This is a genomic window from Sciscionella sediminilitoris (genome assembly GCF_000737195.2).
Taxonomy (GTDB): domain Bacteria; phylum Actinomycetota; class Actinomycetes; order Mycobacteriales; family Pseudonocardiaceae; genus Sciscionella; species Sciscionella sediminilitoris.
Window position 1 is genome coordinate 14,917 of record NZ_JALM01000038.1, and the last position, 18,641, is coordinate 33,557.

Here is an 18,641-nt window from a genome sequence, read left to right on the forward strand (position 1 = left end):
ACCCCCTTCGGTGACCGGGTCGTGTGGTCGATCGCCCCAGATTCCAGATTCCGGCACGCGCCCCGCCCTCACTCGCCGCGCTCGCGCCGGTCGGCGACGACCGCTTCGGCGACCGCCTGGACCTGTTCCTCGGGCAGCTTCACGGCGCCGTCCTCGGCGGTCACGGTCGCGATGGTGGGGTAGATCCCGCGCACCGGGTCCGGTCCCCCGGTCGCCGAGTCGTCGTCGGCCGCGTCGTAGAGCGCTTCGACGGCGTGCCGCACCGCGGTCTCGGCATCCGCGTCCGCGTCGTAGAGCTTCTTCAGCGCCGACTTCGCGAACAGCGAACCGGAGCCGATCGCGTGGTAGCCGCCGTGTTCCTCGTAGCGGCTGCCGATCGCCTCGAAGGACACGATCCGCCCGCCGCGGGCCGGATCGGCCGCCTCGGTGTCGAAGCCGACGAACAGGGGCACGGCCGCGAGCCCCTGCATGGCCATCTCCAGATTGCTCCGGACCATGGTCGCCAGCTTGTTCGTCTTGCCGTCCAGGGACAGTGCGACGCCCTCGATCTTCTCGTAGTGCTCGAGCTCGACCGTGTAGAGCCGGACGATGTCCAGACCGAGGCCCGCGACACCGGCGATGGCGACCGCCGAGTACGCGTCGGTCACGAACACCTTGTCGATGTCCCGCTGGGCGATCAGGTTGCCCGAGGTCGCCCTGCGGTCCCCGGCGAGCAGCACCCCGCCGTTGAACTTGAGCGCGACGATCGTGGTGCCGTGCGTGACCTCCTGCTTGCCGAGCCCCGAGGACATCTCCGCCAGGCCGCGCGCACCGGGCAACAGGTCCGGTGCCTGCGTGGCGAGGAACTCGCTGAACGAGGAGGTAGCCGTGCTCATGTACGCCGCGGACAGCGGACCGGTCGGCGCCTGCGGCCGCGAACTGCTCTGCATGTGCTCCCTTATGACTGGTGCTTACCGGTGATCTTGCCGAAACTCCCGCGCTCGCGGGCCCTACTCGCCGCCCTTTTGCACGTACGCGCGCACGAAGTCCTCGGCGTTCTCCTCGAGTACGTCGTCGATTTCGTCCAGGATCGCGTCCGTGTCGTCGCCGAGCTGCTCACGCCGCTCCTGACCGGCCGCACCGCCGCCTTCGACCTCGTCGTCACCGTCGCCGCCGCCCTGGCGGGTCGTCTGTTCCTGCGCCATCGCGCCCTCCCGGTCGTTCCGAGTTACTACCAAGACAGTACCGAGGGGGACCGACAAGGACCTACACCCTCGAACCGTCGTCTTCAGTTGTCGGTCAGTGCCTTCAGCAGGTCCTCGGCGGTCTCCGAACCCTCGATCAGGCCTCCGACGTGCGATTTCGTCCCACGCAGCGGCTCCAGGGTCGGGATGCGCACCAAAGATTCCCTTCCGATATCGAAGATCACCGAATCCCACGATGCGGCGGCGATCGAGTTCGCGTAGCGCTCGAGGCAGCGGCCGCGGAAATAGGCGCGGGTGTCCTCGGGCGGCGAGGTGACCGCGTCGAGCACCTCCTGCTCGCTGACGATGCGCTTCATCGAACCCCTGGTGACCAGCCGGTTGTACAAGCCCTTGCCCAGGCGCACGTCGGAGTACTGCAGGTCCACCATCTGCAGCCGCCCGGAGGCCCAGCCGAGCCCGTCCCGGGCGCGGTAGCCCTCCAGCAGGCGCAGCTTCGCGGGCCAGTCCAGCCGGTCCGCGCACTCCATCGGGTCCTTGGCCAGGTCCTCCAGCACCTCGCCCCACACCCGCAGCACCTCGGCCGAGGCGTGGTCGGAGCGGTCCAGGTGCTCCTCGGCCAGCTCGTAGTAGGCGTTCTGCAGGTCGAGGCCGGTGAACTTGCGCCCGTTCGCCAGTTCCACGGTGGCCTTGAGGCTCGGGTCGTGGCTGATCGTGCGCACCGCGCGGACCGGGTCGGCCAGCCGCAGATGGTCGAAGCGGACCCCGCTCTCGATCAGGTCGAGCACGATCGCGGTGGTGCCGACCTTGAGGTAGGTGGAGTACTCGGCGAGGTTCGCGTCGCCGATGATCACGTGCAGCCTGCGGTACTTGTCCGCATCGGCGTGCGGCTCGTCGCGGGTGTTGATGATGCCGCGCTTGAGCGTGGTCTCCAGGCCGACCTCGACCTCGATGTAGTCGGCGCGCTGGGACAGCTGGAAACCCTCACCGTCCCCGGCGACCCCGATGCCGACCCGGCCCGATCCGGTGACCACCTGGCGGGAGACGAAGAACGGGGTCAGCCCGGCGATGATCGCGGTGAACGGGGTTTTCCGGCCGCACAGGTAGTTCTCGTGCGTTCCGTAACTGGCCCCCTTGCCGTCCACGTTGTTCTTGTACAGCTGCAGCTGTGGCTGCCCGGGAACGGTGGCCGCCTTGATCGCGGCCTCCTCCATGATCCGCTCGCCCGCCTTGTCCCAGATGACCGCGTCGCGGGCATTGGTGACCTCGGGCGCGGAGTACTCCGGGTGCGCGTGGTCGACGTAGAGCCGGGCGCCGTTGGTGAGGATCACGTTGGCCGCACCGAGGTCGTCGTTGTCCTGGTCCTGACCGGAGGAGCCGGGCGCGCCGAGATCGAATCCGCGCGCATCGCGCAGCGGTGACTCCACCTCGTAGTCCCAGCGGGCCCGCCGTGCCCTCGGGATGTCCGCAGCCGCCGCGTAGGCGAGCACCACCTGCGTCGACGTCAGGACCGGATTGGCATTCGAGTCGCCGGGGACCGCGATGCCGTATTCCACCTCTGTGCCGATGATCCGCCGCATGCCACCACCCTACGGCGTTCGGCGACGGTTACCATCCACCACATCGCCTACTGGGGAGGCAACCGGGATGACCACGGACACCGCGATCACGATCCGTCCCGCCGACGCCGCCACATGGCCGGATGTGGAGTTCCTGCTCGACCGGCCCGGTGCGGTACGCGGCTGCTGGTGCATGTTCTTCCGGCTGAGTTCCCGCGAGCTGCGGGACAACGGGGACCGGGGCAACCGGGCGGCGTTGTGCTCGCTCGCCGAGCAGGGCGCCGCTCCCGGACTGCTCGCCTACCGGGACCGGACCGCGGTCGGCTGGGTTTCCATCGCCCCGCGCGAACAGTTTCCCCGGCTGGACCGCTCCCCGGTGGCCAAGCCCGTGGACGACACCCCGGTCTGGGCACTGACCTGTCTGTTCGTGCCACGCGAAGCGCGCGGCACCGGAGTGGCCCGGGAACTGGTGCGCGGCGCGCTCGAGTACGCCCGAGAACAGGGCGGCTCCTGCGTCGAGGCCTACCCGGTCGACGACACGCTGGGACCGGTGCACCCGGACCACGCCTACCACGGGTGGGTCAGCCTGCTGCTCGGTTCCGGGTTCACCGAGGTCGCGCGGCGTACCCCGAAACGGCCCGTGCTGCGCAGGCGAATCTGAGAACCTTGCGGGTATGGCTGACGAACAGGTGGCGCTGTTCACCGAGGACGGGCTCCCGGACGGTTCCGCCCCGCGTTCGGTGATGCGGGCGCGCAGACTCTGGCACGCGGCGACCTTCGTGCTCCCGCGCTCGGTCGACGGCACCCGGATCTACGTACACCAGCGCACCTTCACCAAGGACGTGTTCCCCGGCCTCTTCGACTGCTGGGCGGGCGGGGTGCTCGCGGCGGGCGAATCCGTTGCCGAGGGCGCGCGCCGGGAACTCGCCGAGGAGCTCGGGGTGCGCGGGGTGTCCCTGGAGCCGCTGTTCAGTTTCCGGTTCGAACCGACGCGCTGCCACTGTCACTGTTTCGAGGCGCGCACCGACGGGCCGTTCACCTGGCAGCCCGAGGAGGTCCGGGACGGCGGCTGGCGCACCCTCCCGGAACTGCGCGCGATGCTCGAGGATCCGGCCACCCCGTTCGTCACCGACGGCCGCGCGGCCCTCGAGCGGTGGCTCAGCCTGCGGAAAGCCGCGCCGTGACAGCCGGGGCGAGCCGCTGCACGGCCTCGGCGGCCTTGGACCGCTGCTTCGCCTCCACGAGCACCACGCTCAGGGTTCCGGCCCGTGCTCCGGCGAATCCGCAGTCCTTCGCGGTGCACCAGCTCTGCTGCCGGTCGAGGCCGGACTGGGCGGAGACGGCGAGCCCACCTCCGCAGTCGTGCGCGGCGAGCCGGCCGGTGAACACGTACTGGTAGATCTTCGAACCGGTCGGGTAACTCCACGCCGCCACCGGTTCGGCGCGTCCGGCGTCCCTGGCGAGGCAGTCGGGCAGTCGCGGAGCCGGATCGGCTGCCGCCTGGCGCACACCTTCCTCGCGCACATCGGCCGGGCGCAGGGTGACGTCCGTGCGAACCTCGTTCACCGGACTGACCGGGGTCGAACTCGGCGCGCTCGCCTTCACCGGGCCAGGAGCCGCCGGTTCCGCGGTGGAATACTCGTTCAGATCCCGGTTCGCCCGGTCATTGCATCCCGTCGCCACGACCGCGAGCACGCCCGCCGACGCGGCGAGAACCACGAGCCTGCGCCTGCGCACGTGCCCTCCCTCATCCGGATCCGCTGCTGTGCGCGGTCACCCTAACGCTTGACGGATCCGGTGCCCCGGCCCACCTACGATGCTCATCGTGACTCCGATCAGCATCGTCGCCGCGGAACCGGACCATGCCGAGCCGCTGACCGCGCTGATGCACGCATCCTCGGCCTATCGAGGCGGGTACGCCGCGATACTGGAGGGCTACCAGCTTACGCCGGAATACCTCGCCCGGAACCCCACCCACCTCGCCTTGTCCGGGCAGGAGATCCTCGGCTTCTCCAGCCTGATCCCGGAGCCACCGGAACTCGACCTGTTGTTCGTCACCGACTCCGCGCAGGGCCTCGGGATCGGTGCCCGCCTGGTGACCCACCTGCTCGACCGGGCCGCACAGCGCGGCATGACCGCGGTACGGGTCGTCTCCCATCCGCCCGCCGCGGCGTTCTACCGGCGGATGGGCGCCCGGCAGATCGGCACGGTCCCGCCGCGCCCGCCCAGGATCGACTGGCCGCGCCCCGAGCTCGTCTTCGACCTACCGGCTCTTTCAGCGGGATAGCCCGAGCTCCGCGCGGATCGCGGCACCGTGCGCGTCCAGCTCCGGCACCGCGCCCGGCTGCCAATCCGGTCCGGTCCCCGGCGGACGGACGATGTCCACCGCGCCGTGCGGGGTGGACAGGCTCGCCCAGCGCGAGCGAGCGGACAGCTGGGGATGCGCGGCGAACGAGGCGAGATCGCGCATCAGGGCGTTCGCGATGCCCACCTCGTCGAGCAGGGCGACCACCCGCCCGGTGTCCAGTCCGGCGAGCGCGGCCTCGAGCACCTCGGTCAGTTCGGCATCGGCGCGCACCCGGTCGGTGTTGGCGGCGAACCGCGGATCCTCGGCCAGTCCCGGATCACCGAGCACTCGCTCGCAGAGCAGCCGCCATTCGCGCTGGTTCTGCACCCCGATGAACACGGTGCCGCCGTCGCCGACCCGGTAGGGCCCGTACGGGGAGATCGAGGCGTGCCGGGCGCCGTTGCGCGGCGGCGGGCTGCCCCCGTATCCGGCGAACAGGTGCGGGAACCCCATCCACTCGGCGAGCGCGTCGAGCATGGCGACCTCGAAGACCTCGCCCCGTCCGGTGCGCTCCCTGCGGAACAGGGCGGCGAGCCCCCCGGAATAGGCGTACATCCCGGCGGCGATATCGGCGACCGCGATCCCGGCCTTCGCGGGCGAGTCCTCGCTTCCGGTGATCGAGAGCAGCCCGGCCTCGCACTGGACGAGCAGGTCGTAGGCCTTCTTCGCGCGATAGGGCCCGTCCTGCCCGTAGCCGGAGATGGTGCACCCGACCAGCCGCGGGTACCGCTCCCGCAGGGTCTGCGCACCGAGGCCGAGCCGGTCCAGGGCTCCGGGGGCGAGATTGGCCAGGAACACATCGGCCCGGTCGAGCAGCGCGTCGAGTACCGCGCGCTCCCCCGCGTCCTTGAGGTCGAGGCAGATCGATTCCTTGCCCCCGTTGAGCCACACGAAATGGCTGGACTGCCCGTGCACGGTGGTGTCGTAGGCGCGCGCGAAATCCCCGGTGTCCGGGCGCTCCACCTTGATCACCCGCGCGCCGAGGTCGGCCAGTTGCCTGCTCGCGAACGGGGCGGCGACGGCTTGTTCAAGCGCCACAACGCAAATCCCGTCCAACATGTCCTTCTCGAGCACGCCGGAACTCCCTTCGCTGTGTCATGATCAAGACTAATCGCGCTGTATCATCATCAAGCCAATCGCGAGGGCGGCGAACAGGAGCACGCGTGGTACGAGCAGTCATCGCGACCGGTCTGGACCAGCCGGTGCACACCGAGGAGATCGTGGTCCCGGAGACCGGACCGCGGGAAGTGCGGGTGCGCATCGCCGCGGCCGGGGTGTGCCATTCGGACCTGTCGATGCTCAACGGCACCTTCAAACCCGAATACCCGCTCGTGCTCGGGCACGAGGCCGCGGGGACCGTGCTCGAGACCGGTTCCGAGGTCTCCCGGGTGCGTTCCGGGGACCGAGTGGTGCTGAACTGGGCACCACCCTGCCGGAGCTGCTGGTTCTGCGTGAACGCCGAGCCGTGGCTGTGCGTGCGCAACGAGGGCGTCTCCAGCACGCCGTCCCGCGCCACCCTGCGCGACGGCACCGCGGTCACCAGCACCCTCGGCATCGGGGGCATGGCCGAGGAAGTGGTGCTCACCGAGGAGGCGGTCGTCCCGCTCGCCGAGGAGGTTCCCCTGGATGTCGCGGCGCTGCTCGGCTGTGCGGTGCTCACCGGGACCGGGGCGGTGCGCAACACCGCGCAGGTGCGCCCGGGCCAGTCGGTGGTGGTCGTCGGGCTCGGCGGGATCGGGCTGTCCACCATCGCGGGCGCGCGGATCGCGGGCGCGGCGCCGATCATCGCGGTGGACATCGGCGAGGCCAAGCGGGACCTGGCCATGCGGATGGGCGCGACACACTTCCTGGACGGCTCCGGCAAATACGGCCGCGAGGTGCGGGCCATGACCGGTGGCCGGGGCGCCGATCACGCCTTCGAATGCGTCGGGCGCGCGGCCACGATCCGCTCCGCGTGGGGAGCGCTGCGCCGGGGCGGTACGGTCACCGTGGTCGGGGCCGGCCGCGCGGACGATCCGTTCAGCGTCAGCGCACTGGAGATCTACCACTTCGCGCGCACCATGGCGGTCTCGGTGTACGGCTCCGGCGATCCGGACCGCGACATCCCGCTGCTCGTGGAACAGATCCGGGCCGGGCGGCTCGACCTGGAACCGCTCGTCTCCCACCGGATCGGGCTCGAGGACGTGGAAGCGGCCTTCGACCGGATGCGCGAAGGAACCGGAGCCCGCTCCCTGATCACCCTGGACTAGCGGCGCCAGCCGAAGTGTTCGGCCACTGACTCGTCCTCCTCCCACCACGGGCGCACCCGCCCTTCGGCGACGCGCTGTTCGGGTTCGAGCGCGTCCAGTTCGGCGTCGATCGCCTCGGTGTCCGCGCGGTCCCTGCGGCGCAGCTGTTGCAGCGAAAGCAGCAGGAACGGCAGCCCGGCGAGGTCGCCGAGAAACCACAACAGCCCGGCCCCGGTGACCTGGTCCATCCGCAGGCTGATGCCCCAGTCCCGGCCGAGCGCGGTGTAGTACTCCTCCGCGACCAGGCCGGGCATGGTGATCATGGCCAGCGGCACGATCGCGTCCAGGATGATGTCGGCGAAGGTCAACCAGGTGGTGATGTACTGCGCGTACGGTTTGGGCACCGGATCGCGCTGCAGCCGGGTCCAGAAGTAGTGGAATCCACCGGCGAGCAAGGCAAACCGGGTGAGCTCGGCGATCACGCTGTCGGTGAGGCTCGCCGCGTACCACCCGGTCGCGTACAGCGCGATCGGCAGGCCGAGCAGCACGAGCAGCCCGACGATCGGATGGGTGATCAGCTCGGTCAGGCGGTGGTGCAGCACCGTGCTCCCGATCCGCCGCCCCGCCGGGCTCGCGGTGTCCCGGGCGAGGGTCAGCGGCAGTCCGTGCGCGAACAGCTGCGGGACGATCATCAGCAGGCCCACGATCTGCAGTGCCCGCGCGGAGAACAGCACCCGGTCGTACACGGCGATCGCGGAGAGCGTGACGAGCGCGTAGACCAGCAGTCCGAGGAAAAACCACAGGGTGCGCGAGCCGGGCCAGCGTGCTCCGCCGCGCCGGTAGCGGCGCACCCGCAGCAGGTACCAACCGCCGAGCAGCAGGATCAGCGCGATCGGCACCGGGTCGAACTGCCAGGAGCTCAGCGCCCCGGCGAAGGTCAGGGGTGGTGGCTGCACGCCACCACCCTAACTGAGCCATTCAGATATGCGCATAAGTGCACTCATGCGTTCTGGAGCTCCGCGAGCAGCGTGTCCAGGGCCCGGTGCGACTGTCCCGCCCCGTCCTCCATGCCGGACCGCAGCATCCCGTCCCGTTGCTCGGTGGTCTCGAACTTCGCGGTGGTCCGCAGCGTGGTCCGGCCGCCGGAGCCGATGAGTTCGAGCGTGTTCACACACGGCGAGCCGAGATGAGCCATCGGCTCGTACTCGAAAGTCTGCACGATCTTCTCGTCCGGCACGATCTCCAGGAACTCACCCCGGAAGGGGTGCTCCTCGCCGTCCGCGTGCTCCACGAACCGGTATTTCCCGCCGACCCGGAAGTCGATTTCCACATCGAGCGGGTTACCCCTTCCCCACCACCGTTCGAGGTATTCCGCCTTGCTGTGCGCGGCGAACACCAGCGCGGGCGGGGCGTCGAATTCGCGGACCAGCAGGATCTCCGTGTCCGATGGGGTGCTCACGACCAGCTTGTCATCCATGGCCTTCTTCTTTCAGCTCGCGCAGGAGGTCGTCGAGGGCGTCGTAGCGTTCGCCCCAGAACCGGCGGTACTCCCCGGCCCACAGCGCGACCTCGCGCAGCGGTCCGGCCGCGAGCCTGCGTGGCCGGGCCTGTCCGGTCCGGCCACGGGTGATCAGGCCCGCGTTCTCCAGGATCTTGAGGTGTTTGGAGATCGCCTGGGTGCTCATGGCGAACGGCTCGGCGAGCTCGTTCACCGTCGCCTCGCCATCCCGTAGCCGGGCGAGGATCGCCCTTCTGGTCGGGTCGGCGAGTGCCGCGAACACCGCACTCAGATCGTCCTGCATTGATTTTCAACCTTCCGGTTTATCAACCGATAAGTTGAGTATAGGGCGTGCGCCCGGCGCGTCAAGAGGTTCGTCCGGATCACTGCTCGCCGAGTACTCCGGCCAGCACCCTGGCCCATTGCCGCACGATCGGCCGCCGCCGGGCACTGTCGTCGCCGAGCACCGTGGCCAGCCCGAACCCGCGGGCCATGTCGAGGGTGCCCTGGATGGTCTCGCGCACTCCCGGCTTGCGCTCATCGGCGCGCAGCAGCTCGACCGCGACGTGGTGGATGGCGCGCCCGAGCCGGGCCTCGAGCGGCTGCACCCTGGCGTGCAGCGAGGGATCGGCGGAGGCGGCGACCCAGACCTGCAGCGCGGCCCGGAAATAGGGGCCGACGTAGATGTCCACGAGCATGTTCACCACGGCCTCGACCCGGGTGAGCCCGTGCTCGGGCAGCGTGGCCGCCCGCGCCCTGTTCTCGATGAGCTGGGTCTCGGTGGCGAACTCCAGCGCCCCGGCGATGAGATCCTCCCGGGTCGGGAAGTGATGCTGCGCCGCGCCCCGCGACACCCCGGCGGCGCGGGCCACGATGGCCACCGTGGTCCCGCTCCAGCCTTTCTCGGCAAGGCAGTCCACGGCGGCCTCGAGCAACCGCAGCCGGGTCGCCTTGCTCCGTTCCTGTTGCGGGGCCGTCATGATCAGTACGACTTCGGCAGCCCGAGGGTGTGTTCGGAGACGAAGTTGAGCACCATCTCCCTGCTGATCGGCGCGATCCTGGCCAGCCGGGAACTCGCGAGCATCGCCCCGAGCCCGTACTCGACGGTCAGTCCGTTCCCGCCGAGGGTCTGCACGGCGGATTCCACGGTTTTCACGTTCATCTCGGCGGCGGCGTACTTGGCCATGTTCGCCGCCTCGCCCGCACCCATGTCGTCGCCCGCGTCGTAGAGCGCGGCGGCCTTCTGGGTCATCAGCTTGGCGAGTTCCATCTCGATCTTGCGCTCCGCGAGCGGGTGCGCCAGCGCCTGGTGCGCCCCGATCGGCACATCCCAGACCTTGCGGTTGTTCGCGTACTCCACGGCCTTGTCCAGCGCGAGCCGCGCGGAGCCGATGGCCAGCGAGGCGGCCATGATCCGCTCCGGGTTGAGCCCGGCGAACAGGGCGGCGAGCGCGGCACTCCCCTCCCCGATCAGTGCCTTCTTGGGCAGCCGCACCTCGTCGAGGAACAACTGGAACTGACTGTCCGCCATCACCATGTCCATCTCGATGCGGGTGGCGGTGAATCCGGGCGCGTCGGTCGGTACCGCGAACAGGGCGGGCCGCAGTTTCCCGGTCGCCTCGTCCGACATCCGCCCCACGATCAGTACCGCATCGGCGGCGTCCACACAGGAGATGAACACCTTCTGGCCGGTGAGCAGATAATCGTCGCCGTCCTTCTTGGCGATCGTGCGCAGTTTGTGGGAATTCGATCCGGCGTCGGGCTCGGTGATCCCGAACGCCATCGAGAAGGTGCCGTCGGCGAATCCGGGAAGCCATTCGCTCTTCTGCTCATCGGTGCCGAACCGGCCGATGATCGTGGCGCAGATGGCCGGGGAGACCACCATCATCAGCTGCGGGCAGCCACCGGCGGCGAGTTCCTCGAGCACCGCGGCCAGATCACCGATGCCGCCGCCTCCCCCACCGTATTCCTCGGCGACGTTCACTCCGAGATAGCCGAGCTTTCCCGCGGCAGACCACAGTTCCTCGGTGTTCTGGTTGGCCCGTGCCTTCTCCAGGTAGTACTCCGGGCCGTAGCCCTTCACGAAATCGGCGACCGCCTTGCGCAGCGCGAGGCGTTCCTCCGATTCCTGGAAATTCGCGGTGGCATTCATTCCGATTCTCCTTCCGGCACGACTACGGCGAGCGTCATTCCCACGTCGACCTGATCCCCTTCGCTGACCCGCAGCTCGGCGACGGTCCCGTCGTGCGGGGCGCGGATCTGGTGCTGCATCTTCATCGCCTCGAGCCACAGCAAGGGATCACCCGCCTTCACTTTGTCCGAAGTGGACACCGCGAGGCGCACCACGGTTCCCGGCGTCTCGGCCAGCAGCGAACCGGGCAGCAGATCGGTGCCGGGCTCGGTGAACCGCGGCACCGGGGTGAGCGAGACCGAGCCGAGTGCGGAATCCACCCCGAGCAGTCCGGGATCATCCTGTTCACCGCTGTGCTGTCCGGGGAATCGGCCGATCCGGAACACGGTGCGCAGCCCGGAGATCTCCAGCACCACTTCGGTTTCGCTTGCCGAGCAGAGCCGCACCTGATCGTACCCTTCGGCGCGCAGGCCGGACCGGGTCAGCTGATAGCCGACCTCGTATTCGGTGTCGCCGTACCGGTAGACGCGGTGTTGCGGAACCGAGGGCACATTGCGCCAGCCGCTCGGCAGCGCGCCGAGCACCAGGTCGGCCGAGCGCTGCGCCGCGGCCTCGGCGAGCGCGGCGGCCAGAGCCGCGTGACGCACGGTCTCGGGCGTGGCCAGCGGGGCGTTGACCTCGTGTGTGCCCAGGAACGCGGTGTCGGTCTCCCCGGCGAGGAAATCCGGATCGCGGAGTACCCGGACCAACTGATCGCGGTTGGTGCGCAGGCCGTGGATACTCGCCCGCGCGCAGGCGTTCGCCAGCCTGCGCGCGGCCTCGGTGCGATTCGGCGCCCGGCAGATCAGCTTCGCGAGCATCGGGTCGTAGTGCACCCCGACGACCGACCCCGCGCGTACCCCGGCGTCCAGCCGCAGACCCTGATTGGGCGGAACCGCGAACTCGCTGTCCACCCCGGGGATCGTGAAGGCGTGCAGGGTGCCCGACTGCGGCGCGTAGTCCGCGGCCGGGTCCTCGGCGTAGAGCCGGACCTCGATGGCGTGCCCGCGGATCGGCGGCGGTTCGGGGCCCAGCCGCGCGCCCTCGGCGATCCGCAGCTGCCAGTCGACCAGATCGAGACCGGTGACGCATTCGGTGACCGGGTGCTCGACCTGCAGCCGGGTGTTCATCTCCAGGAAGTAGAACCGGCCCTGGTCGTCGGCGAGAAATTCCACGGTGCCCGCGCCCACGTAGCCGATCGCCTCGGCGGCCGCGCGGGCCGCGGCGCACAGTCGTTCGCGCATTCCCTCGGTCCGCTCCACCAGCGGGGAGGGCGCTTCCTCGAGTACTTTCTGGTGCCTGCGCTGGATGGAGCATTCCCGTTCGCCGAGCGCGAGCACCGTGCCGTGGCCGTCCGCGAGCACCTGGACCTCGATGTGCCGCCCGTTCTCCAGGTACGGCTCGCAGAACACGGTGCCGTCCCCGAAGGCGGATTCGGCCTCGGTCCGGGCCAGCGCGATCGCCTCGGCGAGGCCCGCCCGATCCCGCACCACGCGCATTCCGCGCCCGCCGCCTCCGGCGGAAGCCTTGACCAGCAAGGGGAAATCCGTCTCGGTGGCCTGTTCCGGATCGAGCTCGGTCAGTACCGGCACCCCGGCCTCGGCCATGATCCGCTTGGCTTCGACCTTCGAGCCCATCGCGGCGATCGCCTCGGCGTCCGGCCCGATCCAGCACAGCCCGGCGTCGGCGACCGCGGCCGCGAATTCCGCGTTCTCCGAAAGGAAACCGTATCCGGGATGGACCGCGTCCGCCCCGGCCGCGCGGGCCGCCTCCAGCAACAGGTCCGCGCGCAGATAGGTCTGCGCGGCCGAGGATCCGGGCAGCCGCACGGCGACGTCCGCCTCGGTGGCGTGCGGTGCCTCGGCGTCGGCATCGGAATAGACGGCGACGGTGCCGATGCCGAGTTTGGCGCAGCTGGCGAACACCCGGCGGGCGATCTCCCCGCGGTTGGCGACAAGAACCTTTCCCAGCATGGTCATCACATCCGGAAGACGCCGAACCCGGCGCCGTCGAAACGGGCACCCGCCACGGGCGCGTTGTGGATGGCGGAGAGACACAACCCCAGCACCGTGCGGGTGTCCCGGGGGTCGATCACCCCGTCGTCGTAGAGCATTCCGGAAAGGAAGATCGGCAGCGATTCCGCCTCGATCTGCGCCTCGACCGCGGCGCGCATCGCGGCGTCGTCCTCCTCACGGTACTCCGCCCCGCGCGCCTGCGCGGCCGCGCGCGCCACGATGGAGAGCACCCCGGCCAGCTGCGCGGGCCCCATCACCGCGGATTTCGCGCTCGGCCAGGCGAACAGGAACCGCGGATCATAGGCGCGCCCGCACATCCCGTAGTGCCCGGCGCCGTACGAGGACCCCATCAGCACGGACAGATGCGGGACCTTCGAGTTGGACACCGCGTTGATCATCATCGCACCGTGCTTGATGATCCCGCCCTGCTCGTACTCCTTGCCGACCATGTAGCCGGTGGTGTTGTGCAGGAACAGCAAGGGGGTGTCCGACTGGTTGGCCAGCTGGATGAACTGGGTGGCCTTCTGCGATTCCTCGCTGAACAGCACCCCGCGGGAGTTGGCGAGCACCCCGATCGGATAGCCGTGCAGCCGCGCCCAGCCGGTGACCAGGCTCGTCCCGTACAGCGGCTTGAACTCGTCGAACTCCGAGCCGTCGACGAGGCGGGCCAGCACATCCCGGGGATCGAAGGGAACCTTGAGATCCGGGGGCACGATCCCGAGCAGTTCCTCCTCGGCGAACCGCGGCGGGACCGAGGCGACCGGCTCCGGGCCGCGTTTGCGCCAGTTCAACCGGGACACGATGTCCCGCCCGATGCGGATCGCGTCCTGTTCGTCGGTGGCCAGGTAGTCGGCGAGGCCGCTGGTGCGCGCGTGCATCTCCGCGCCGCCGAGGGATTCGTCGTCGGACTCCTCCCCGGTGGCCATCTTCACCAGCGGCGGGCCGCCGAGGAACACCTTGGAGCGTTCGGCGATCATCACCACGTAGTCCGACATCCCCGGCAGATAAGCGCCGCCCGCGGTGGAGTTGCCGAACACCAGCGAGATCGTCGGAATGCCCTCGGCGGAGAGCTGGGTGAGATTGCGGAAGGTGGCCCCGCCGGGGATGAAGATGTCCTTCTGGGTCGGCAGATCCGCCCCGCCGGACTCCACGAGGTTGATCAGCGGCAGCCGGTTGCGTTTGGCGATCTCGGCCGCGCGCAGGCTTTTGCGCAGCGAGTGCGGGTTCGAGGCGCCGCCCTTCACGGTCGGATCGTTGGCCACGATCAGGCATTCCACCCCGGAGACGAGCCCGATCCCGGTGACCACGCTCGCACCGACGGCGTAGTCGGTGCCCCAGGCCGCGAGCGGGGACAGCTCGAGGAACGGCGCGTCCCGGTCGAGCAGCAGCTCGATCCGTTCGCGGGCCAGGAGTTTGCCGCGCTTGCGGTGCCGTTCGAGGTATTTCTCCCCGCCCCCGGCGAGCGCCTTGGCGTGCTCGGTGTCGAGTTCGGCGAGCTTGTCCCGCATCGCATCGGCATTCGCCAGGAACTCCGCCGATTCGGTGTCCACGCCCGATTTCAGTACGGTCATTTCCGCCGCCCCTCTAGTAGCCGAGCAGTTTCGCCGCGAGCCCGGTCATGATCTCGGTGGTGCCGCCGCCGATACCGAGGATCCGCATGTCCCGGTACTGACGCTCCACTTCGGACTCGGCCATGTACCCCATCCCGCCGTGCAGCTGCACCGCCTGGTTGGCCACCCACTCGCCCGCCTCCACCGCGGTGTTCTTCGCGAAGCAGACCTTGGCGAGCATGTTCTCCCCGGCCAGGTGCCGGGCCGCCACATCCCTGGTGTAGCTGCGCGCGACATCGGTGCGCCGGGCCATCTCGGTCAGCGTCTGGCGCACGGTCTGGCGTTTGATCAGCGGCTTGCCGAAGGTTTCCCGCTGCCGGGCCCATTCCACGGTGAGGTCGAGGCACCGTTGCGCCGCGGCATAGGCCTGTACCGCGAGGCTGAGCCGTTCGCTGACGAAGTGCTCGGCGATCCGGGCGAAACCGGTGTCCTGTTCCCCGACCAGATTGGCCGCGGGAACCCGTACGTCCACATAGGACAGCTCGGCGGTGTCCGAGGAATGCCAGCCCATCTTGGCGAGTTTCCGGCTGACCGTGAACCCCGGCGTACCCTTCTCCACGACCAGCAGCGAAATCCCCTGCGCCCCTTCACTTCCGGTGCGCACTGCGGTGGTGACGAAGTCCGCGCGCGTCCCGGACGTGATGTAGGTCTTGGCGCCGTTGACGATGTAGTGCTCGCCCTCGCGCCGGGCCGTGGTGCGGATCCCGGCCACATCCGAGCCGCCGTCCGGTTCGGTGATCGCCAGCGAGCCGATCTTCTCCCCCGCCAGGGTGGGCGCCGACCACTCGCGCAGCTGCCCGGGATCCCCCGCGCTGATGATGTGCGGCAGCGCGATCCCGCAGGTGAACAGCGAGGCGAGCACCCCGCCCGCCGCTCCGGAATAGCCCAGTTCCTCCGCGACGACGAGCCCGTCGATGACGTCCCCGCCTCCGCCGCCCGCGGACTCCGGGAACGCCGCGCCGAGCAGTCCCGCCTCGCCGGCGGCGCGGTGCAGCGCCCGCGGCAGTTCTCCCGCGCGCTCCCATTCCGCTTGGTACGGCAGGATTTCCCGCTGCGCGAAGGTGCGCACCGTTTCCCGCAGCCGGGTGCGTTCCTCGGTCTCGAAGGGGTTCACAGCAAAACCTCCGGGATGTCGGCGACTCGCGAACGGAACCATTCGCCGAGCGATTTGGCCTGCGGATCGAACCGGGTCGAGGCGGCGACCCCCTTGCCGAGCAGGCCGTGGATCACGAAGTTCAGCGCGCGCAGATTGGGCAGTTCGAACCGCTCGATCTCCAGATCCGCGGTCTCCGGGAGCAGTTCCCGCAACCGCGCGACGGTCAGGTGTCCGGAGATCCAGCGGTAACCGAGTTCGTCGCGCGCCCACACCCCGAGGTTCGCGTCCCCGCCCTTGTCTCCGGAGCGGGCACCGAGCACCCGGCCGAGCGGGGCGCTGATCGTCGCTCCGCCGACCGGCTCGGTCACCGCTTCCGGTTGTCCCGCAACGGTTTCCCCGGGATCGTCAACGGGGTGCGGGATCGGTTCGCGGGTACCGTCGGGCAGCACGGCGTACTGCTGGATCGCCGCGCGGTCCACATAGCCGGGCGTGTACACCCCGACCGGCGAACCCTTCCCCGGCGGGCTGGTCATGGTGAAGCCGGGATAGGAGGCGAGCGCGAGCTCCACGGCCGCCCTGGAGAACCGGTCGGCGCGTTTCGGGTCCGGAGTGCGGATGGTCGCGGTGTACAGCGCGGAGGCGAGCTGCTCGGTCTCCGCGTCCGCCCGGTCGGTGCGGGCGAGGTCGAAGATCAGTTCGTCATCCGGGAATTCGGCGCGCAGCTGCCGTTCGACCAGTTCCGCCTTCGCTTCGATGTCCAGCCCGCACAGCACGAAGGTCATCGCGTTGCGGAATCCGTCGAGCGTGTTCAGGCAGACCTTGACGGTCCTCGGCGGTGCCTCGCCCCGCGTTCCGGAAAGCTCCACCCGGTCCTGGGCGAGCTCGCGCAGCCGCACCGTGTCGAAGCGCGCGGTCACATCCGGATTGCGGTAGGCGGGTTCGGCGATCTCGTACAACAGTTGCGCGGTCACGGTTTCCGTGGTGACCGCGCCCCCGGTTCCCGGATGCTTGGTCAGCACGCTGGACCCGTCCGCCCGCAGTTCCGCGATCGGGAAACCGGGCCTGCGCAGGTCGCCGAGCTCGGTGAAGAAGGAGAAGTTCCCCCCGGTCGCCTGGGTACCGCACTCGATCACGTGTCCGGCGGCGAGCGCGCCCGCGAGCCGGTCGTAGTCGGTCGTACCCCAGCCGAAATGCGCCGCCGCCGGGCCCATCACCAGCGCGGCGTCGGTGACCCGGCCGGTGACGACCACATCGGCGCCCGCCTCGAGGCAGGCCACGATCCCCCAGCAACCGAGGTAGGCGTTCGCGGTCAGCGGCTCACCGAAGCCGAACTCCGCGGCGCGCGGGCGCAGATCGTCGCCCTCCACGTGCGCGATCCGCGCTTCCAGCCCGAGCTCGGCGGCGAGCTCACGCAGCGCCGCGGCCAGACCGGCCGGGTTCAGCCCGCCCGCGTTCACCACGATCCGCACCCCGCGGGCGAGCGCCGGGCCGAGGCTTTCCCGCATCTGGCGCAGGAATGTCTTGGCATAGCCCAGATTCTCGTTCGCCATCCGGTCCCGGCCGAGGATGAGCATGGTCAGCTCGGCGAGGTAGTCCCCGGTGAGCACGTCGATCTCGCCACCGCCGAGCATCTCGGCGACCGCGTCGAACCGGTCACCGTAGAAGCCGGACACGTTCCCGATCCGCAGCACCTCGGTCATGCGTGGCTGCGGGGTCATGCGAACTGCCCCGCCGCACGCCCCTGGCCCGCGGGTCCCGCGAAGGCCTGGACGATCTCCAGCCAGCGCGCCGCATCCGCTCCCTGGGCGCGCACATCCACGTCGTCCCGGTGCCTGCGTTGCGCGGCGAGCAGGCAGAAACCGAGCGCGTCGCCGGTGACCCGCTGGGCGGCGTCCTCGGGCCCCCAGGTCCAGCGCTCGCCGTCCGGGGCGGTCAGTTCGACGCGGAACTGCTCCTCCGGCGCGGTCAACCCGTGCACGAGGTAGGCATAGTCGCGGGCCCGCACCCCGATGTGCGCGACGTGCCGCAGCCGCGCGGTCGGCACCCGCTCGATCCCCAGGGTGTCCGCGATGTCCTGACCGTGCGCCCAGGTCTCCATCAACCGCGCGGTGACCATCGAGGTGACCCGCATCGGCGGGCCGAACCAGGGCAGTTTCCGGTCCGGATCGTGTTCGGCGAGCGCGGTGTGCAGCGCCTCCCGCCCGGCCCGCCAGCCACTGAGCGCCTCGGTGTACGGGGCCTTGGCGCGCTGTTCGGCCGCCTCGTCGACCAGGTCCCCGGTCACCGTCCGCAGCCAGTCGGTGAACCCGGCAGGGTCGGTCGCGGTGAACCGCGCGACCTCATCGGTCCAGGCCAGGTGCACGATCTGATGCTTGATCGTCCAGCCCGGCGCCGGGGTCGGCATGGCCCAGCCCTCCGCATCAAGGCCGGTGACCATGGCATCCACCTCGGCGCTCTCGGCCCCGAGGTCGGTGAGAAGCGCCTCGATGCGCATCGCCGCTCCGTTCCTCAGCTCATCCGCTCTCCGGGGAGCCTGCCAGCGCGCCAAGATAAAATCAAGCGCGCATGCTGGTTTTGGGTGAGAAGGGAATCGAGAGGGACAGGCCTGTCAGCCGGGACAGGTCTGAACGCCCCATGACGGCAACCCTCGCCGAGTCGGAGGCTCGCCTCGCCGCGCTCGAGGCAGAGCGTGCCGACTACCGTGCGGTCCTCACCGCGGTGAATGCGCTCGGCGAGAACCAACGGGAGCAGAACACCCAGCTTCGCGAGCTCAAGCGCGATGTCCCGAGCGTCAAGCACGACCTCGGCGACACCGGCGCGCGCGTACGATCCATCGAGGAGCGCCTCGCCGGGGTCGAGGACCTGCTCGTGCGAGCCCTCGGGCGCTGCCGCGAGGTCCGATTCCCGCCAGCCCGGCGGCATCACCCGGACTAGGAT

20 protein-coding genes are annotated in these 18,641 nt (G+C 69.9%); 5 read left to right on the forward strand and 15 right to left on the reverse strand.

What is annotated here, in order from left to right:
- Positions 1-68: 68 nt before the first annotated feature.
- From prcB to dop, 3 genes are all read right to left on the reverse strand, one after another.
- Positions 69-929, reverse strand: coding sequence for a proteasome subunit beta (gene prcB, locus AD72_RS18175; protein ID WP_031467724.1), 861 nt, complete (start codon positions 927-929; stop codon positions 69-71).
- Between the two features lie 60 nt (positions 930-989).
- Positions 990-1,184, reverse strand: a complete 195-nt coding sequence (locus tag AD72_RS18180; protein WP_031467725.1) for a ubiquitin-like protein Pup — start codon at positions 1,182-1,184, stop codon at positions 990-992.
- A gap of 83 nt (positions 1,185-1,267) precedes the next feature.
- Positions 1,268-2,761, reverse strand: coding sequence for a depupylase/deamidase Dop (gene dop, locus AD72_RS18185; RefSeq protein WP_031467726.1), 1,494 nt, complete (start codon positions 2,759-2,761; stop codon positions 1,268-1,270).
- A 67-nt stretch (positions 2,762-2,828) separates the two neighbouring features.
- Here dop and AD72_RS18190 point away from each other — a divergent pair, with 67 nt between their 5' ends.
- Both AD72_RS18190 and AD72_RS18195 read left to right on the forward strand, forming a co-directional pair.
- Entirely contained in the window at positions 2,829-3,401 is a 573-nt protein-coding gene (locus AD72_RS18190; RefSeq protein ID WP_031467727.1) for a GNAT family N-acetyltransferase, read from the forward strand.
- Between the two features lie 13 nt (positions 3,402-3,414).
- A complete protein-coding gene (locus AD72_RS18195) occupies positions 3,415-3,924 on the forward strand; it encodes an NUDIX hydrolase (protein WP_031467728.1) in 510 nt (169 codons plus the stop codon).
- On the opposite strand, the gene AD72_RS18200 is transcribed toward AD72_RS18195, so the two are convergent.
- Complete coding sequence (locus AD72_RS18200) at positions 3,899-4,477, reverse strand: hypothetical protein (protein ID WP_031467729.1); 579 nt, start codon at positions 4,475-4,477, stop codon at positions 3,899-3,901. The two genes, AD72_RS18195 and AD72_RS18200, sit on opposite strands and share 26 nt — an antisense overlap.
- A 79-nt stretch (positions 4,478-4,556) precedes the next feature.
- On the opposite strand from AD72_RS18200, the gene AD72_RS18205 reads away from it, so the two are divergent.
- Positions 4,557-5,027, forward strand: coding sequence for a GNAT family N-acetyltransferase (locus AD72_RS18205; RefSeq protein ID WP_051898746.1), 471 nt, complete (start codon positions 4,557-4,559; stop codon positions 5,025-5,027).
- Here AD72_RS18205 and AD72_RS18210 read toward each other — a convergent pair.
- On the reverse strand, positions 5,016-6,146 hold the full coding sequence (locus AD72_RS18210) for a CaiB/BaiF CoA transferase family protein (RefSeq protein ID WP_031467731.1): 1,131 nt from the start codon (positions 6,144-6,146) through the stop codon (positions 5,016-5,018). The genes AD72_RS18205 and AD72_RS18210 overlap by 12 nt on opposite strands.
- A gap of 104 nt (positions 6,147-6,250) precedes the next feature.
- Here AD72_RS18210 and AD72_RS18215 point away from each other — a divergent pair, with 104 nt between their 5' ends.
- Complete coding sequence (locus AD72_RS18215) at positions 6,251-7,336, forward strand: alcohol dehydrogenase catalytic domain-containing protein (protein ID WP_031467732.1); 1,086 nt, start codon at positions 6,251-6,253, stop codon at positions 7,334-7,336.
- Here AD72_RS18215 and AD72_RS18220 read toward each other — a convergent pair.
- From AD72_RS18220 to AD72_RS18265, 10 genes are all read right to left on the reverse strand, one after another.
- The gene (locus AD72_RS18220) at positions 7,333-8,271 is read right to left on the reverse strand and encodes a cytochrome c oxidase assembly protein (RefSeq protein ID WP_037346337.1); all 939 of its coding nucleotides are present in this window, start codon (positions 8,269-8,271) and stop codon (positions 7,333-7,335) included. The two genes, AD72_RS18215 and AD72_RS18220, sit on opposite strands and share 4 nt — an antisense overlap.
- A 44-nt stretch (positions 8,272-8,315) precedes the next feature.
- On the reverse strand, positions 8,316-8,792 hold the full coding sequence (locus AD72_RS18225; RefSeq protein WP_031467734.1) for an SRPBCC family protein: 477 nt from the start codon (positions 8,790-8,792) through the stop codon (positions 8,316-8,318).
- The gene (locus AD72_RS18230; protein WP_031467735.1) at positions 8,785-9,117 is read right to left on the reverse strand and encodes an ArsR/SmtB family transcription factor; all 333 of its coding nucleotides are present in this window, start codon (positions 9,115-9,117) and stop codon (positions 8,785-8,787) included. Before AD72_RS18230 ends, AD72_RS18225 begins: the two co-directional genes overlap by 8 nt.
- Before the next feature lie 79 nt (positions 9,118-9,196).
- Complete coding sequence (locus AD72_RS18235) at positions 9,197-9,793, reverse strand: TetR/AcrR family transcriptional regulator (protein ID WP_031467736.1); 597 nt, start codon at positions 9,791-9,793, stop codon at positions 9,197-9,199.
- 2 nt (positions 9,794-9,795) lie between these two features.
- On the reverse strand, positions 9,796-10,965 hold the full coding sequence (locus AD72_RS18240; protein WP_031467737.1) for an acyl-CoA dehydrogenase family protein: 1,170 nt from the start codon (positions 10,963-10,965) through the stop codon (positions 9,796-9,798).
- Positions 10,962-12,956, reverse strand: a complete 1,995-nt coding sequence (locus AD72_RS18245) for an acetyl/propionyl/methylcrotonyl-CoA carboxylase subunit alpha (RefSeq protein WP_031467738.1) — start codon at positions 12,954-12,956, stop codon at positions 10,962-10,964. The genes AD72_RS18240 and AD72_RS18245 overlap by 4 nt, the downstream gene beginning before the upstream one ends.
- A 5-nt stretch (positions 12,957-12,961) precedes the next feature.
- Positions 12,962-14,569: an acyl-CoA carboxylase subunit beta gene (locus AD72_RS18250; RefSeq protein ID WP_031467739.1), complete on the reverse strand. Its 1,608-nt coding sequence runs from the start codon at positions 14,567-14,569 to the stop codon at positions 12,962-12,964.
- 13 nt (positions 14,570-14,582) lie between these two features.
- The gene (locus tag AD72_RS18255) at positions 14,583-15,764 is read right to left on the reverse strand and encodes an acyl-CoA dehydrogenase family protein (RefSeq protein WP_082469011.1); all 1,182 of its coding nucleotides are present in this window, start codon (positions 15,762-15,764) and stop codon (positions 14,583-14,585) included.
- Complete coding sequence (locus AD72_RS18260) at positions 15,719-17,404, reverse strand: acyclic terpene utilization AtuA family protein (RefSeq protein ID WP_037346340.1); 1,686 nt, start codon at positions 17,402-17,404, stop codon at positions 15,719-15,721. The genes AD72_RS18255 and AD72_RS18260 overlap by 46 nt, the downstream gene beginning before the upstream one ends.
- A 14-nt stretch (positions 17,405-17,418) precedes the next feature.
- On the reverse strand, positions 17,419-18,198 hold the full coding sequence (locus tag AD72_RS18265; RefSeq protein WP_031467742.1) for a TIGR03084 family metal-binding protein: 780 nt from the start codon (positions 18,196-18,198) through the stop codon (positions 17,419-17,421).
- Positions 18,199-18,338: 140 nt separating this feature from the next.
- Here AD72_RS18265 and AD72_RS18270 point away from each other — a divergent pair, with 140 nt between their 5' ends.
- Positions 18,339-18,638 (forward strand): hypothetical protein, encoded by a 300-nt coding sequence (locus AD72_RS18270; protein WP_051898747.1) that lies wholly within the window; start codon positions 18,339-18,341, stop codon positions 18,636-18,638.
- The last annotated feature ends 3 nt before the right edge of the window (positions 18,639-18,641 follow it).